Origin of the sequence: Actinomadura rupiterrae (assembly GCF_024172125.1) — a bacterium.
Classification (GTDB): domain Bacteria; phylum Actinomycetota; class Actinomycetes; order Streptosporangiales; family Streptosporangiaceae; genus Spirillospora; species Spirillospora rupiterrae.
In genome coordinates this window covers 18137-33991 of the sequence record NZ_JAMZEA010000023.1, presented here as the reverse complement: position 1 = coordinate 33991, position 15855 = coordinate 18137, and the positions used below count along the sequence as shown (strand labels likewise).

Genomic DNA, 15855 nt, shown 5'->3' with positions numbered 1-15855 from the left:
CGCGAGGTGCCCGATCGTGCCCGCACCCGCCGTGACCAGCACGGTCTCGCCCGGTGCGACGCGTCCGGCGGTGAGGCAGCCCAGCGCGACCGCGCCGGCGAGCGGGACGAGGCTCGCGTCGGCGGCGTCCAGACCGTCCGGTACCGGGACGAGCCAGTCGGCGTCCACGACGACCTGGTCGGCCCACGCGTCCTCGGAAAGCGCCGCGACGCGGGTTCCGGTCAAGCCGGGATCGACGTCCGGGCCCGTCCGCACGACCGTCCCGACGACGTCCCCGGTCAGGGTGCCCGGAAGGTCCCGGTACCAGATCGACGCGGGGTCGGTCTCGCGCCGGATCTGGACGTCCACGTAGTTCGTCCCGATCGCCTCGGCGCGGACGAGCACCTGCCCCGGCCCGGGCTCGGGGACCTCGGCCTCCTCGACCGCCAGCACCTCGGGGCCGCCGTGGGCGTGGTAGCGCACGTGTCGCATGATGTCTCCTCCGGACGGCAGCACCGGCCGCCCACTAAACTGAACCATCGGTCAACTTGGACGCTACTTGACCACCGGTCAACTTGTCTACGGGAGGGGCACCCTTGGCCACCGAACGAGCCGACGCGGCCCGGAACCGGCGCGCGATCCTGGCCGCCACCGAGCGGCTGCTGGCCGAGCACCCGCCCGCGGAGGTGTCGATGGAGCGGGTCGCCGCCGCGTCCGGCGTCGCGAAGGGCACGGTGTTCCACCGCTTCGGGAACCGCGCGGGGCTGATGCTCGCGCTCATGGTCGAGCGGGCGCACTCGCTGGAGGAGGCCGTCCGCACCGGCCCGCCGCCGATCGGCGAGGGCGCGCCCGGCCGCGACCGCCTGCTCGCCTTCATGGACGCGATGGTGGACGTCGTCAGCCGCAACAAGGGCCTGGTCGCCGAGCTGTCGCGCTCGGGCGTCACCCTGCCGTCCAGCGAGGAGTACCACGCGAGCCAGGCGAACCCGCACGCCGTCTACGAGTTCTGGCACGGCCATATCAGCGCGCTGATCCGCGCCGAGACCCCGGCCGTGGACGCGGAGACCTTCGCGCACATCGTGCTGGGCGCGCTGCACAGCAGCCCGATCCTGGGCCGGCTCACCGCCGAGAGCCCGGAACGCCTGAAAACCGCCCTCCGCGCAATGATCACAGCGCAACTGGACGCGAAATGAGAAAGGGCCGGGAATGACCCCCGGCCCTTCGTCGAACTCAGCTCACGGCTTGCGGCCGACGCCGCCCAGGAACCACACCAGGTCCGAGTCGTCCGCGGGCTCGTGCTCCGGACGCCACCACGGCACCCACACCAGGCCCGGCTCGACCATCTCGAAGTCGCCGAAGAACGCCTGCACGTCCTCGCGGGACCGCGCGAGCGCGGGCGAGGCCGTGCGCGAGTAGATCTCCTCCAGCCGGTGCACCACGTCCGGGCGCAGGTCCGGCGAGCCGTGCGTGATCGCGAGGTAGCTGCCGCTCGGCAGCGCGTCCCGCAGCTCGCCCAGTATGGCCTGCGGCTCCGCGGCGTCCGGCACGAAGTGCAGTATCGCCAGCAGCAGCAGCGCCACCGGACGGTCCAGGTCGAGCAGCCGCCGCACCTCCGGGTGCGCCAGGATCTCGGTCGGGTCCCGCAGGTCCGCCTGGATCACCGTGGTCCGCTTGTTGTCCGCCAGCAGCGCCCGGCCGTGCGCGAGCACCACCGGGTCGTTGTCCACGTACACCACGCTCGCGTCCGGGTTGATGCGCTGGACGATCTGGTGCACGTTGTCCTGCGTCGGCAGCCCGGTGCCGATGTCGAGGAACTGGTCGATCCCGCACTCCTCGGCGAGGAACCGCGCCACCCGTCCGAGGAACGCCCGGTTCTCCCGGACGACCCGCGGGAACAGCGGATCGGCGTCCACCGCCTCCCTGGCACGTTCCCGGTCGACCCCGAGGTTGTCCTTCCCGCCGAGCAGGAAGTCGTACATCCGGGCCACCGAAGGCGTCCGCTCCTCGAACTCCGACGGACGCCACTTCTCCGACCGCGCGGAGGGCAGCTCTGCCGGTTCCGCCATGTTCCCCTCGTTCCCCACTGTGCGCCGACCACACCCAAGATCAGTAAACCAACCCCGGCGACCGCCCGCACCCGTTTCCGCCCACTCCGTCCCCGCTTACCCCTCGATCAGACCGTCCGTCCGCCCTCGCCCGGACGCCTGGAAGCACAACTCCGCACCTTCATGCCTGAACCGGATCGGCAGCGCGACACCCCCCGGACCAGCCACCAGCGCGTCCTCCACCCCGACCAGCTCCCCAACGGCATGTTCTACCCCCAAGGCGAAACCGCAGCGCACCTCATGTGGCGAGCGGCGCCAGGCGCGTCAGCGCCCGCTGGGCGAAGGCGTGGAAGTCGGCGGTGGAGAGCGAACGATCATCCAGCACCGCGACATGGACGACGAGGCGTCCCTTCCTTACGTTGAGGAGGTTCTTGTACGCGGCAGCGTCATGCCACACGAAGAGGTGCACCTCTTCCCCGAGGTCCGCGAAGGACGAGCCGTCCAACTCCTTCGACGCGCCCTTGCGGTCGAGGAACGGCGTGTTCCACATGTCCATGAATCCTGAGATGCCCGCCTTGGCCTCAGCGGGGGTGGCGAAGCGCTTGACCACCTCGTTCACGAACTTCGGGTCGCGCTTCGACGCCGGCATGTAATCGACGGCGTCCTCGTCGGCGTCCTCGCAGGTCTCGGGCAGGGTCGTGTGCAGCGTCCCCATACCGCGCGGGAGATCCTCGGGGCGGACCATCAGCGAACACACCCGCGCATTGGCCGCAGGGCTCTGCGTGCCGGCCGCGGACGGCCGGACGGTCCGCGGCGGCGCGGACGCGGCATGACCGGAATCGGTGCATGCCGCGAGCCCGGAGAGACCGCTCACCAGCACAACCCCCGCCACCACGCGCGTGATCACAAGCAGAACCCCTCGTCCGTCCGGAAAACAGGCGAGGCAGCCTAACGGGGACCTGGACGGGAAACCCCGTGGGGGACCGGCCGGAACCGGTCCCGCACGGGGCTTGACGATCTTGCTGGGTGTCAGCTGCAGCCGCTGGTGGAGCCGCAGCCTTCGCAGACGTAGCAGCTGCCGGCGGGGCGCATCTTGGTGCCGCAGGTGAGGCAGAGCGGGGCGTCCGCGGTGCGGCCCTGGGTGCTCTCGATGACCTCGACCGAGGAGTGCGGCGAGGTCGGGACCGCCGGGGCGACGGGCTCGGCCTTGGCGCGGGTGATCTCGGCGGTCTGGGCCAGGGTCTCGCGCTCGGTCTCGGCGTCGGAGGAGTGCAGGGACGCCGGGTCCTCGCCGTTGGCCTGCATCGCGCGCTCGGCGGCGGACAGGATGCCGAGCTCGGAGCGGGTCTCGTAGTCGAGGTGGTCCAGGGCGAGGCGGCGGAAGATGTAGTCCATCACCGAGGTCGCCATGCGGATGTCCGGGTCGTCGGTCATGCCGGCGGGCTCGAACCGCATGTTGGTGAACTTCTCCACCCAGGTCTCCAGCGGCACGCCGTACTGGAGGCTGATGGAGATCGCCATGGAGAAGGCGTCCATCACGCCGGCGAGGGTCGAGCCCTGCTTGCCGAGCTTGAGGAAGACCTCGCCGAGGCCGTCGTCCGGGTAGGACGAGGCCGTCATGTACCCCTCGGCGCCCGCGACGGAGAACCGGGTGACCATGGCCGGGCGCTGCTTCGGCAGCCGCTTGCGGACGGGCCGCACCTCGACCGGGGCCGTCACGACCTCGATCTTCGGCTCCTCCTTCTTGCCCGCGGCGGACAGCGGCTGGCCGACCTTGCAGTTGTCGCGGTAGATCGCCAGGGCCTTCAGGCCGAGCTTCCAGCCCTCGAAGTAGACCTTCTCGATGTCCTCGATGGAGGCCTGCTCCGGCATGTTGACGGTCTTGGAGATCGCGCCCGACAGGAACGGCTGGACGGCCGCCATCATCCGGACGTGCCCCATCGGCGAGATCGCGCGCTCGCCCATCGCGCAGTCGAACACCTCGTAGTGCTCGGGGCGCAGGCCCGGCGCGTCCACGACGTGGCCGTGCTCGGCGATGTACTCGACGATCGCCTCGATCTGCTCCTGCTGGTAGCCGAGCTTGGCGAGGGCGCGCGGCACCGTCAGGTTGACGATCTGCATGGACCCGCCGCCGACGAGCTTCTTGAACTTCATCAGCGCGAGGTCCGGCTCGATGCCGGTGGTGTCGCAGTCCATCATCAGGCCGATGGTGCCGGTCGGCGCGAGCAGCGAGGCCTGCGCGTTGCGGTAGCCGTTCTTCTCGCCGGCCTTCAGGCAGTCCTGCCACTGCTTGGTCGCGGCGGTGTGGATGGCCTTGTCGATGTCGTCCAGCGTGCGGATCTCGTCGTTGGCCGCGGCGTGCTTGCGCATCACGCGCTTGTGCGCGTCGGCGTTGCGGGCGTAGCCCGCGTACGGGCCGACGACACCGGCGATCTCGGCGGAGCGGCGGTAGGCGACACCGGTCATCAGGGACGTGATGGTCGCGGCGAGCGAGCGGCCGCCCTCGGAGTCGTAGGCGTGGCCGGTCGCCATCAGCAGCGCGCCGAGGTTGGCGTAGCCGATGCCGAGCTGGCGGTAGTCCCGGGTGGTCTCGCCGATCTTCTCGGTCGGGAAGTCGGCGAAGGTGATCGAGATGTCCATCGCGGTGATGATCAGCTCGGTCATCTTGACGAAGTTCGCGACGTCGAACGTGCCGTCGGCGCGCAGGAACTTCAGCAGGTTGATGGACGCGAGGTTGCAGGACGAGTTGTCCAGCGACATGTACTCCGAGCACGGGTTGGACGCGGTGATGCGGCCGGTCTCGGGGTTGGTGTGCCAGTCGTTGATCGTGTCGTCGTACTGGATGCCCGGGTCGGCGCACTCCCACGCGGCCTTGGCCATCGCGCGGAACAGGTCCTTGGCGCGGATGGTCTCGATGACCTCGCCGTCCAGGCGGCCGCGCAGCCCGAACTCGCCGTCGGTCTCGACGGCGCGCATGAACTCGTCCGAGACGCGGACGGAGTTGTTGGCGTTCTGGTACTGGACCGAGTTGATGTCCTTGCCGCCGAGGTCCATGTCGAACCCGGCGTCGCGGAGCGCGCGGATCTTGTCCTCCTCGCGCGCCTTGGTCTCGATGAACTCGGCGATGTCGGGGTGGTCGACGTCCAGCACGACCATCTTGGCCGCGCGGCGGGTCGCGCCGCCCGACTTGATCGTCCCCGCGGACGCGTCCGCGCCGCGCATGAACGACACCGGGCCGGACGCGGTGCCGCCGGACGACAGCAGCTCCTTGGACGAGCGGATCCGGGACAGGTTCAGGCCCGCGCCCGAACCGCCCTTGAAGATGATCCCCTCCTCCTTGTACCAGTCGAGGATCGACTCCATCGTGTCGTCCACCGAGAGGATGAAGCACGCGGAGACCTGCTGCGGCGCGCTCGTCCCGACGTTGAACCACACCGGCGAGTTGAAGCTGAACATCTGGTGCGCGAGCGCGTAGGTCAGCTCGTGCTCGAAGATCTCGGCGTCGGCGTCCGAGGCGAAGTAGCCCTGCTCGACCCCGGTCGTCACGTACATCCGGACGACCCGGTCGATCAGCTGCTTCAGGCTGTGCTCGCGCTGCGGCGTGCCGACCGCGCCGCGGAAGTACTTGGACGTCACGATGTTGACGGCGTTCACCGACCAGAAGTCGGGGAACTCCACGCCGCGCTGCTCGAAGTTGACCGAGCCGTCGCGCCAGTTGGTCATGACGACGTCACGGCGCTCCCAGGTCATCTCGTCGTACGGATGCACGCCGGGTTTGGTGAAGATCCGCTCGACCTTCAGCCCCTTGCGGCCCCCCTTGCCGCGCTTGGCCGCCGAGCCGCTCACCGTCTCCGTCATGACCTTCCCCCTCTCGGGCCCTCCCGCCGGGCCCTGTCCAGGTAAAACGCCGCCCAGGGGCCGCCTCATCCCGCCCCGGGCGCTGAAAAAGTGCTGCTGAGAGTCTGTTTTTCGCGATCTTGTTGCGATCCTCGGCGCGGCCCCTAGCGGGACGCGCCGCCACCCGTGGGAGGTCGCTCCCCCACGCCCTGCGGGGCGGCCTCGGCCGCCGCCGCGGCGCCGCCGGGGGAACGTCCCCCCGCGCCGTCGCCGGCCGGTCCGCCCGCGGCGTCCGGCCGTCCACCCGTGCCACCCGCGCCGCCCGTGCCACCCGGCGGCCCGGACCCGGGCCCGCCGGCCGCCGTGCGCAGCGCCTTGATCTCGCGCGCGAAGTCGTCCAGCGACTCGAAGCCGCGGTACACCGAGGCGAACCGCAGGTAGGCCACCTCGTCCAGCTCGCCGAGCGGGCCCAGGATCGCCAGACCCACCTCGTGCGAGGGGATCTCGGCGGAACCGCCCGCGCGCAGCGCCTCCTCGACCCGCTGGCCCAGCTTGGCCAGCGCGTCCTCGCCGACGGGCCGGCCCTGGCAGGCCCGGCGCACCCCGGCGACGATCTTGTCACGGGAGAACGGCTCGGTGACCCCGCTGCGCTTGGCCACCATGAGCAGGACGTTCTCCTGGGTGGTGAACCGCTTGCCGCACTCCGGGCACGAGCGGCGGCGCCGGATGGCCCCGCCGTCGTCGGTGGAACGGCTGTCGATCACCTTGGTGTCGGGGTTGCGGCAGAACGGGCAGTGCACGCGTCCCTCCCTCTCCCGACGGTCAAACCCAGTCCACGGAACCGCCCGCACAAGACACAACTTGTGGATAATGACGTCCGTGTAACTACTAGATGTTGTGGTCAACCGTAGAGCGCGGCGGACGTCGGCGCAACCTGGAACACCGACCCCGCGCGTAGACCCTGGTCACACCGGCGCTCCCGGCCCCCACCCCCGGCGTGTCGCGCCCGGCCCATCACCCACCGTGACCGCAAAACCCCCGCCCACCTGCGGGAACACTCCCCTAGCCGGCGGGCACCCGCAGGCGCTGGCCCGGCTGGACGAGCGTGTCGTCCGGCAGCCCGTTCAGCTTCAGGATGCGCTGGACGGTCCGGCGCGGATCGGCGCCCGGCTCGGCCTGCTGGGCGATCCCCCACAGCGTGTCGCCGGGCCGCACGACCACCGAGGCCGTCCTCTGGGCGTCCGGCACCGGACGTCCCGGACGCTCCTTACCGCCCGCCCGCGCGGACAGCGCCCCCGTCCCCCACAAGGCGAGCAGCACGACCCCCGCTACGAACAGCACCACCACGACGCGCCCCCGCCGAGTCAACCGCACCGCCCCGGCCGGAACCGCCCCGCCACCCCGGACCACACCGCCAGGCCGGGTGGACGCGCCCGCCCCTGCCAAAGCGCCCGGCCGGACCGAAGCGTTGGGCCGGACCGAAGCGCTGGGCCGGGTGGACACGCCAGGTCGGGCCGATGCGCCAGGGCGCGGGAACGCGTCCGGGCGAGCCGATGCGCCAGGGCGCGGGGACACGTCCGGGCGAGCCGATGCGCCAGGCCGCGGGGACGCGCCAGGGCGGGCCGATGCGCCAGAGCGCTGGGACTCGTCCGGGCGGGCCGATGTGTCAGGGCGCTGGGACTCGTCCGAGCGGGCGGACGCGTCGTCCGAGGCGCGCGCATCTGGCGCATCCGGCAGGGACTGCGCGTCGGGCAGTTTGCAGGAGCGGGGCGGGCGCGAAGCGGGGAAGTCCGGCGCGGATGGGGGTTGGACGAGGCGCAAATGGTTTCGGGGGCGCGGGCCCTTATGGCGCAGCCAAACGGGATCGCCCGCCGCCACCCGTCCCCTGTGAGGCATTTGCGCCGCCATGTCGACCCCCTTCGCCACCGCCGCTTCGTGCCGCCCGTCGCCGCTCTTGATCGAAAACGTTTTCGATCGAACGCATGTACGATGTTGTAGCGCACCGGAGGGGGAAAATCGAGGACCATCTTCGAACAATTGTTTGATCATCAAGCGGATCCGCGATATCGTGCCGTGACGAGGAGTGACGGAGCGACGCGCCGGGAGGCGAACGAGCGATGAGCAGCAAGGTCCGGGAGCTGCCCGACGGCCCGAGCGACGAGAGCGGCCTGACCCAGCGCCAGCGCATGGTCCTGGAGGTCATCCGCGACTCGGTGACCAGGCGCGGCTATCCGCCCTCGATGCGCGAGATCGGCGAGGCGGTCGGGCTGACCAGCACCTCCAGCGTGTCGCACCAGCTGCGCGCGCTGCAGCGCAAGGGCTACCTGCGCCGCGACCCGAACCGCCCGCGCGCCGTCGAGGTCCGCGTCCCGGGCGCCACCCCCGTCCGCACCGAGGACGAGACGTTCGAGCAGCCCGGCGGCGTCGTCGACGCGCACGGCCGCACCGCGCCCGCCTACGTCCCGCTCGTCGGCCGCATCGCCGCCGGTGGCCCGATCCTCGCCGAGGAGGCCGTCGAGGACGTGTTCGCGCTGCCCAAGCAGCTCGTCGGCGAGGGCACGCACTTCCTGCTCAAGGTCACCGGTGACTCGATGATCGAGGCCGCCATCGCCGACGGCGACTGGGTCGTGGTCCGGCAGCAGCCGGTCGCCGAGCAGGGCGACATCGTGGCCGCCATGATCGACGGCGAGGCCACCGTGAAGACCTTCAAGCGGCGCGACGGCCACATCTGGCTGATGCCCGCGAACTCGGCCTACGACCCGATCCCGGGCGACGAGGCCAGCGTGCTCGGCCGCGTCGTCGCCGTCCTGCGCAAGATGTAGCGGTCTCCGGCAAGGCGCGGCCACCCTCCGTGAGGACGGCCCCGCCCGGCCGGACCGCTCCGCCCGGCTGACCCGGACCGCTCCGACGGGTCAGCCGAGGCTGATGAGGACGATGGCCGCCGCGGCGCACCCCAGCCCCGCCAGCTGGGCGCGCCCGAGCCGCTCGCGCAGCACGGCCAGACCCAGAACGACCGGTATGACCGGGTACAGCGAGGTCAGCACGACCGCGAGCGTCATGAGCTGCTCGCGCGTCGCCAGCGTGTAGAGCGTGATCGCAAGCGTCCCCGTCCCCATCGCCCCCGCCACCATGGCCGGCCCCATCCGCACCCGCCCCACCCGCGCCCCGGCGTTTCGCGTCGCTGCTTCGTCCGTGCGGGCGGGGCCTAGGGTTGCGTCGGCTTTCGGGGGGTTTGGGACGGTCTCGGCGGCGAGGTGGCGTTGCCTTGCGGGTTCGTCCGGGGCTCGCCACATGGCGGACGCCATTGGCAGGATGGCCACGACGGACATCGCGCGTGCAGCCACGAGCGGCCAGAGGCCGGAGTCGTGGCCGACGCGGGCGAGCGCTACGAACTGCAGCGCGAACCCGATCCCGGCCACCAGCGCGTCGCGTGTTCCGGCCGCGCGGGCCGAACTGGGGCTCGCGTCCGGCTGAGGGGACGCAGGGCGCGCCACCAGCCACAGCGCGGGGACGGACGCGGCGATGCCGCACCAGGCCGCCCAGCCTGGACGCTCCGAAAGGAGCGAGACGCCCACCAGGACGGGCAGTGCCACGGCCGCGACGTCGCTCAGCGGCACGACCACGCTGAACTTGCCCTCGCCCAGAGCGCGGTACAGGAACACGACGCCCACGCCCGTCCCGACCCCGGACAGGACGCCCCAGGCGAGGTCACCGGGAGTGACGTGCGGGGCGGCGAACCACGGCGCGGCGACCGCGATCAGGAGCGTCCCGCCGAGCTGCGCGACCAGGGCCACCGCCGTGGCGTCCACGCGGCGGGACAGCAGGCCGCTCAGGAAGTGGGTCGTGCCGAAGCAGACCGCCGCCGCCAGAGCCAGCGCCTCGCCCACCGCTCCTCCCGGAGATCGACCACAGGAAGGTGTGATCTCCGGGAGAGCGGCGGTGAAACAACCGTCCGCGCGTCAGCGCTTGGGGACGATGTTGACGATCTTGGGGGCGCGGACGATCACCTTGGCGATCTCGGCGCCGGCCAGCGCGTCCTGGACCTTGGCCGAGTCCAGGGCCAGCCGCTCCAGGTCGTCCGCGGCGATGCCGGGCGGGACGTCCAGCCGGTCGCGGACCTTGCCCGCGACCTGCACCACGCAGGTCACCGACTCCTCGACCAGCAGCGCCGGCTCGGCGGTCGGCCAGCCCGCCTTGATCACCGGGGCCGGGCGGCGCAGCACCGACCAGGCCTCCTCGGCGGTGTACGGCGCGAACAGCGACAGCGTGACCGCGATGGTCTCGGCGGCCTCGCGGACGGCCGGGTCGGCCGCGCCCGGGCCGGAGTCGATGGCGCGCCGCGCGGCCGACACCAGCTCCATGATCCGCGCGATCGCGACGTTGAACCGGCCCGCCTCGACCAGCGAGGTGACCTCGTCGATCGTGCGGTGCGTGACGCGGCGCAGCGCGGCGTCGCCCAGCGCCGGGTCGGCGCCCGGCTCGGCCTTGACCTCGGTCGCGATGCGGTGCACCCGGCCCAGGAACTTCAGCATGCCGTGCGGGGAGACGTCCGCCCAGTCGATGTCGTCCTCGGGCGGGCCGGAGAACAGCATCGCCAGCCGGACGACGTCGACGCCGAACTCGTCGATCTGCTCGCCCAGGTCGACCAGGTTGCCGGTCGACTTGGACATGCCGCTGCCGTTCAGGATGACCTGGCCCTGGTTCATCAGGCGGCGGAACGGCTCGGTGAAGTCGACCATGCCCATGTCGTACAGGACCTTGGTGAAGAACCGGCTGTACAGCAGGTGCAGGATGGCGTGCTCGACACCGCCGGTGTACTGGTCGACCGGCATCCACTTGCGGACGGCCTCGACGTCGAACGGCCCGTCGGTGTAGCGCGGCGAGCAGTACCGGAAGTAGTACCAGGACGAGTCGACGAAGGTGTCCATGGTGTCGGTGTCGCGCCGGGCCGCGCCGCCGCACTTGGGGCAGTCGACGTTCACCCAGTCGTGCGCGGACGCCAGCGGCGACTCGCCCTTCGGCGCCAGGTCGGCGCCGCGCAGGTTGTCGGGCAGCGTGACGGGCAGCTGGTCGTCCGGGACGGGGACCTCGCCGCACGCGTCGCAGTGGATGATCGGGATCGGGCAGCCCCAGAACCGCTGCCGGGACACCAGCCAGTCGCGCAGCCGGAAGTTCACCGACGCCTTGCCGGTGCCGCGCTCGGCCAGCACCTCGATGATCTTCGCGATGCCGTCCGCCTTGGACAGCCCGTCGATCGGGCCGGAGTTGACGATCCGGCCGTCCCCGGCGGTGGCGACGCCCGTCTCGGCAGGGTCGGCCTCGCCGGTCTCGACCACGACCCGCACCGGCAGGCCGAACTTCAGCGCGAAGTCCAGGTCGCGCTGGTCGTGCGCCGGGACGGCCATGATCGCGCCGTGCCCGTAGTCGGCCAGCACGTAGTCGGCGGCCCAGACCGGGATGCGCTCGCCGTTCACCGGGTTGACCGCGTAGCGGCCCAGGAACACGCCGGTCTTCTCGCGCTCGGTGGACAGCCGCTCGATCTCGCTCTCCCGCGAGACCTCGTCGCGGTAGGCCTCGAACGCGGCGCGCTGCTCGGGCGCGACGATCTCCTCGGCCAGCGCGGCGTCCGCGGCGACGACCATGAACGTCGCGCCGAACAGGGTGTCCGGACGGGTGGTGTAGACGGTGACCGGCTCGTCCCGGCCCTCGATGGCGAAGTCGACGTCCGCGCCGGTGGAGCGGCCGATCCAGTTGCGCTGCATCAGCAGGACGCGCTCGGGCCACTTGCCCTCCAGCTGCTCCATGTCGTCCAGCAGCCGGTCGGCGTAGTCGGTGATCTTGAAGTACCACTGGGTCAGCACGCGCTTCTCGACCAGCGCGCCGCAGCGCTCGCAGTGCCCGCCGACGACCTGCTCGTTGGCCAGCACGGTCTGGTCGTTCGGGCACCAGTTGACCTGGCCGCCCTTGCGGTAGGCCAGCCCGCGCTCGTGGAAGCGCAGGAACAGCCACTGCGTCCAGCGGTAGTACTCGGGGTCGGAGGTGTGCAGCCGGCGCGTCCAGTCGAAGGACGGCGCGTACCGGTGGAACGACCCGGCCTGCGTCTCGATGTTGGCGTAGGTCCACTCGGCGGGGTGCGAGTCACGCTTGATCGCGGCGTTCTCGGCGGGCAGGCCGAAGGAGTCCCAGCCGATGGGGTGCAGCACGTTGAAGCCGCGCTGGAACCAGAACCGGGCCGGGACGTCCCCGATGGCGAACGCCTCGGCGTGGCCCATGTGCAGGTCACCGGACGGGTAGGGGAACATGTCCAGCGCGTAGCGACGCTCGCGGCCGTCGTCCTCCTCGGCGGCGGTGAACGGCAGGAGTTCCGCCCACCGGGCCTGCCACGTGTCCTGAACCGCCCGGGGGTCGTACTGCTCGTCGCTGCTCACGGTCGCTACTCCGGTCCTCACTCAACGGGATGGTGCGGCTGTCCTGGGGAAAGTCCCGGGGCCGGTATGCCGCTGGGCCCCGGAACATGCAAAGACCCCTCGCACAGGAGGGGTCGCCGCGCCGACGGGTCACGCACTCGTCAACGCGGCGGTCCAAGGAGCAGCCCGGCTCGCATACCCCAAGAGTAGCGCAGAGGCAAGGCCCGCCCTCCCCCATATAGGGCTCGCGGGCGGGCGGCGCTCGCGGGACGGGGGGTTGACGGGCAAACGACAGGAAGGTTTCTTGTCAGTAAGGCCCGGGACAGGGGACGGCCCGGCCGAGCGACCCTCCGGAGCCCCGATCCGACGGGCTCCCCCGCCAAGGAGACGCCTATGCCCACCGCGCCCAGAAAGTCCACGCTCCTGCTCGCCGCCGTCGCCGGGCTCGGCCTGCCGCTGGTCAGCGCCGCGCCGGCCCTCGCGCACGGCTACACCACGGCGCCGCCCAGCCGGGCGCTGCTCTGCCACCAGGGCGTCGTCAAGAACTGCGGCCCGATCCAGTGGGAGCTGCAGAGCACCGAGGGCCCGAAGGGGTTCCCCGCCGCCGGACCCGCCGACGGCACGATCTGCGCCGCCGGCGACTCCCGCTGGGCCCCGCTGGACGACCCGCGCGGCGGCGCCTGGCCCGCCGCGTCGGTGCCGTCCGGCGGGTCGTACACCTTCACCTGGCACCTCACGGCCGCGCACGCGACGACCTCGTTCCGCTACTTCGCCACCAGGGACGGCTGGAACCCGACCAGGCCGCTCACCCGCGCCCAGCTCGACCTGACCCCGTTCCTGACGGTCAACTACAACGGAAGGATCCCGCCGTACGACGTGGCGCACCCGGGCACGCTCCCGGCCAAACACGGACGGCACATGATCCTTGCCGTCTGGACCATCGCCGACACCGGAAACGCCTTCTACCAGTGCTCTGACGTCAACTTCGGCTAGCCCGAAAGGAGAACCGCCCGCCGTCACCTGGGAGGGACGGCGGGCGGCTCTGTGAAGCGTCAGCGGCCAGGCGTCAGCGGCCGGGCGTCAGCGGCCGGGCGTCAGCGGCCAGGCGTCAGCGGCCGGGCGCCAGCGGCCAGGCGTCAGCGGCCGGAGGACTCGCGGGCCAGGGACAGGACACCCGTGACCTGGACGCGGGTCAGGGCCAGGTCGGCGCCGACGGCGTTCAGGGTCTCCTCCTCGGAGAAGGTGAGCGGGCCGTCCAGCAGGGCGATCTCGGCGGCGGCGCGCAGGATGTTCTCGCGGGCCTCGGGGGCGAGGGTGTCGGCGGAGCGGGCCATCTCGACGCGCGTGTCGTCGAAGGAGCGGCCGAGGTCGGCGTCCAGCGCGGCGTCGTCGTACTCGATCCCGGCCTGCCGGACGACCTCGACCGCGCGCGCCCGGGCGGCCGGGTGCGCGGAGTCGCCGGAGCGCAGCACCTGGACGACGGCCATCCGCAGCAGCATGCCCGGCATCGCCGCGAGCTGCGCGCCGGTCGGGACGGCGAGCACCGCGGTCGTCCAGCGTCCGCGGCAGGTGCCGCACTCGACGATCTCGGGACCGGTCTTGTTCAGCGGCAGCACCGGGATGAAGAACAGGGTGAAGAAGTTGCGGCCCTGGCGCCGCCGGAAGTCGCGGTCGCCGCCGCAGTCCGGGCAGTGGAACACGCCCTGGCCGAGCGTGAAGTACACGACCCGGAAGCCGAAAATGATCAGCACTGGCAGTTCCCCTCTGTGGCGTGCCGGACAGCCTAGCGACCAATTCCGGCAGAGCCGTCAGACCAGGACTTTCAGCCTCCGTGCGGCGCGCGGGCGCGCGCCGGGGCTGGCGTGGTCCGGCACCGGTGGGACAGGATGTCGGCAAAACTGCATAAACTCGTCGGTAATAACTGCCTGGTGACTCGGCGCGAGGAGTGCCATGTACAACCTGTCGGTCCTGCTGGAGGACGCCGCCCGCGAGACGCCCGACCGCGACGCCCTGGTCTTCGGCGATATGCGGCTGTCGTACGCGTTCCTGAACACGGTCGCGAACCAGGTGGCGAACCTGCTGCGCGAACGCGGGATCGGGCCGGGCGACAAGATCGCGCTCTCCTCGCCGAACCTGCCGTACTTCCCGATGGTGTACTTCGGCGCGCTCAAGGCCGGCGCGGTCGTCGTCCCGCTGAACGTGCTGCTCAAGCCGCGCGAGATCGCCTACCACCTGTCCGACTCGGACGCGAAGGCGTTCTTCTGCTTCGAGGGCACCCCGCAGCTGCCGCTGGGCGAGTCCGGGCACGCCGGGTTCGAGCGGGCCGAGAACTGCGAGCACTTCTTCCTGCTGCCCGCGAACCCGGCCGCGACCGAGTCCCCGATCGAGGGCGCCGAGCTGTTCTGGGCGGCGCTCGCGGGCCAGTCCGCCGAGTTCGAGGGGCCGGCGACCGAGCCGACCGACACCGCGGTGATCATCTACACCAGCGGGACGACCGGCCAGCCCAAGGGCGCCGAGCTGTCGCACAGCAACCTGCTGACCAACGCGATGCTCGACGACACCCTGTTCAAGCGCACCGACCACGACACCACGCTCGTCACGCTGCCGCTGTTCCACATCTTCGGCCAGACCTGCGTGATGAACGTCAGCCTGTACCGCCGCGCGACGATGGTCCTGCAGCCGCGCTTCGACGCGGACGAGGCGATCAAGCTGATGGTCAAGGAGAAGGTGAACGTCTTCGCGGGCGTCCCGACGATGTACTGGGGGCTGCTCACGCACGAGACGTCCGCCGAGGACATCGCGGTCATCAAGGAGAACCTCAACGTCGCGGTGTCCGGCGGCGCGGCGCTCCCGATGGAGGTGCTGAACGGGATCGCGGAGAAGTTCGGCGCGCAGGTGCTGGAGGGGTACGGCCTGTCCGAGACCTCCCCGGTCGCGTCGTTCAACCGTCCGGACCGTCCGGCCAAGCCGGGCTCGATCGGGCTGCCGATCTGGGGCGTCGAGATGAAGCTGATCACCGACGACTGGAAGGACGTCGAGGGCGAGGGCCCCGGCGAGATCGCGATCCGCGGGCACAACATCATGAAGGGCTACTACGGCCGCCCGGAGGCGACCGAGGCCGCGATCCGGGACGGCTGGTTCCGCACCGGCGACATCGCCCGCCGCGACGACGAGGGCTACTACTACATCGTCGACCGCTCCAAGGACATGATCATCCGCGGTGGGTACAACGTGTACCCGCGGGAGCTCGAAGAGGTCCTGATGACCCACCCGGACGTCTCCCTGGTGGCCGTCGTCGGCGTCCCGCACGACTCGCACGGCGAGGAGATCAAGGCGTACGTGATCCGCACGCCGGGGTCGTCCCTCACCGAGGACGAGCTGGTCGCGTGGGGCAAGGAGCAGTTCGCGAACTACAAGTACCCGCGCATCGTCGAGTTCCGCGAGGAGCTCCCGATGACCGCCACCGGCAAGATCCTCAAGCGCGAACTCCGCTAACCGCGCCAACCCGGGCCGGCCCGGGCCGGGAAAGCGGGTCACCCGTCCGGCGAACCTCTCGTGACGGCGGCGCACCGAGCGCCGCCGTCACC

At 71.3% G+C, this 15855-nt stretch carries 12 protein-coding genes and 1 pseudogene; 4 read left to right on the top strand and 9 right to left on the bottom strand.

Annotated features, from left to right (window positions below):
• On the bottom strand, positions 1 to 471 hold a 471-nt coding region (locus FHU30_RS45625), incomplete at its 3' end, for a quinone oxidoreductase family protein (protein ID WP_253883981.1).
• 104 nt (positions 472 to 575) lie between these two features.
• Here FHU30_RS45625 and FHU30_RS45620 point away from each other — a divergent pair.
• Positions 576 to 1172 carry a TetR/AcrR family transcriptional regulator gene (locus FHU30_RS45620; protein ID WP_253883980.1) on the top strand — a complete coding sequence of 199 codons (597 nt, stop codon included), beginning with the start codon at positions 576 to 578 and terminating at the stop codon, positions 1170 to 1172.
• Between the two features lie 42 nt (positions 1173 to 1214).
• Here the strand turns inward: FHU30_RS45620 and FHU30_RS45615 are convergent, their stop codons facing one another.
• The 5 genes and pseudogenes from FHU30_RS45615 to FHU30_RS45595 all read right to left on the bottom strand — a co-directional run bounded on the left by FHU30_RS45615 (position 1215) and on the right by FHU30_RS45595 (position 7229).
• Positions 1215 to 2045, bottom strand: coding sequence for an SAM-dependent methyltransferase (locus FHU30_RS45615; protein ID WP_253883979.1), 831 nt, complete (start codon positions 2043 to 2045; stop codon positions 1215 to 1217).
• 277 nt (positions 2046 to 2322) lie between these two features.
• Positions 2323 to 2931: a hypothetical protein gene (locus tag FHU30_RS45610; RefSeq protein ID WP_253883978.1), complete on the bottom strand. Its 609-nt coding sequence runs from the start codon at positions 2929 to 2931 to the stop codon at positions 2323 to 2325.
• Positions 2932 to 3053: 122 nt separating this feature from the next.
• Positions 3054 to 5882: a vitamin B12-dependent ribonucleotide reductase gene (locus FHU30_RS45605; protein WP_253883977.1), complete on the bottom strand. Its 2829-nt coding sequence runs from the start codon at positions 5880 to 5882 to the stop codon at positions 3054 to 3056.
• Between the two features lie 335 nt (positions 5883 to 6217).
• Positions 6218 to 6661 (bottom strand): annotated as a pseudogene (gene nrdR, locus FHU30_RS45600) (transcriptional regulator NrdR); the annotation flags it as partial.
• 262 nt (positions 6662 to 6923) lie between these two features.
• Positions 6924 to 7229, bottom strand: a complete 306-nt coding sequence (locus FHU30_RS45595) for a LysM peptidoglycan-binding domain-containing protein (RefSeq protein ID WP_253883976.1) — start codon at positions 7227 to 7229, stop codon at positions 6924 to 6926.
• Positions 7230 to 7978: 749 nt separating this feature from the next.
• On the opposite strand from FHU30_RS45595, the gene lexA reads away from it, so the two are divergent.
• A complete protein-coding gene (gene lexA, locus FHU30_RS45590) occupies positions 7979 to 8683 on the top strand; it encodes a transcriptional repressor LexA (protein WP_253883975.1) in 705 nt (234 codons plus the stop codon).
• A gap of 90 nt (positions 8684 to 8773) precedes the next feature.
• Here lexA and FHU30_RS45585 read toward each other — a convergent pair whose 3' ends face one another.
• Positions 8774 to 9748, bottom strand: a complete 975-nt coding sequence (locus FHU30_RS45585) for an EamA family transporter (protein WP_253883974.1) — start codon at positions 9746 to 9748, stop codon at positions 8774 to 8776.
• Positions 9749 to 9820: 72 nt separating this feature from the next.
• Entirely contained in the window at positions 9821 to 12310 is a 2490-nt protein-coding gene (gene leuS, locus FHU30_RS45580; protein WP_253883973.1) for a leucine--tRNA ligase, read from the bottom strand.
• A gap of 351 nt (positions 12311 to 12661) precedes the next feature.
• Between leuS and FHU30_RS45575 the strand changes: the two genes are divergently transcribed.
• The gene (locus FHU30_RS45575; RefSeq protein WP_253883972.1) at positions 12662 to 13261 is read left to right on the top strand and encodes a lytic polysaccharide monooxygenase auxiliary activity family 9 protein; all 600 of its coding nucleotides are present in this window, start codon (positions 12662 to 12664) and stop codon (positions 13259 to 13261) included.
• A gap of 143 nt (positions 13262 to 13404) precedes the next feature.
• On the opposite strand, the gene FHU30_RS45570 is transcribed toward FHU30_RS45575, so the two are convergent.
• Positions 13405 to 14019, bottom strand: coding sequence for a zinc ribbon domain-containing protein (locus tag FHU30_RS45570; RefSeq protein WP_253883971.1), 615 nt, complete (start codon positions 14017 to 14019; stop codon positions 13405 to 13407).
• 199 nt (positions 14020 to 14218) lie between these two features.
• On the opposite strand from FHU30_RS45570, the gene FHU30_RS45565 reads away from it, so the two are divergent.
• Positions 14219 to 15763: a long-chain-fatty-acid--CoA ligase gene (locus tag FHU30_RS45565; RefSeq protein WP_253883970.1), complete on the top strand. Its 1545-nt coding sequence runs from the start codon at positions 14219 to 14221 to the stop codon at positions 15761 to 15763.
• Positions 15764 to 15855 lie beyond the last annotated feature (92 nt).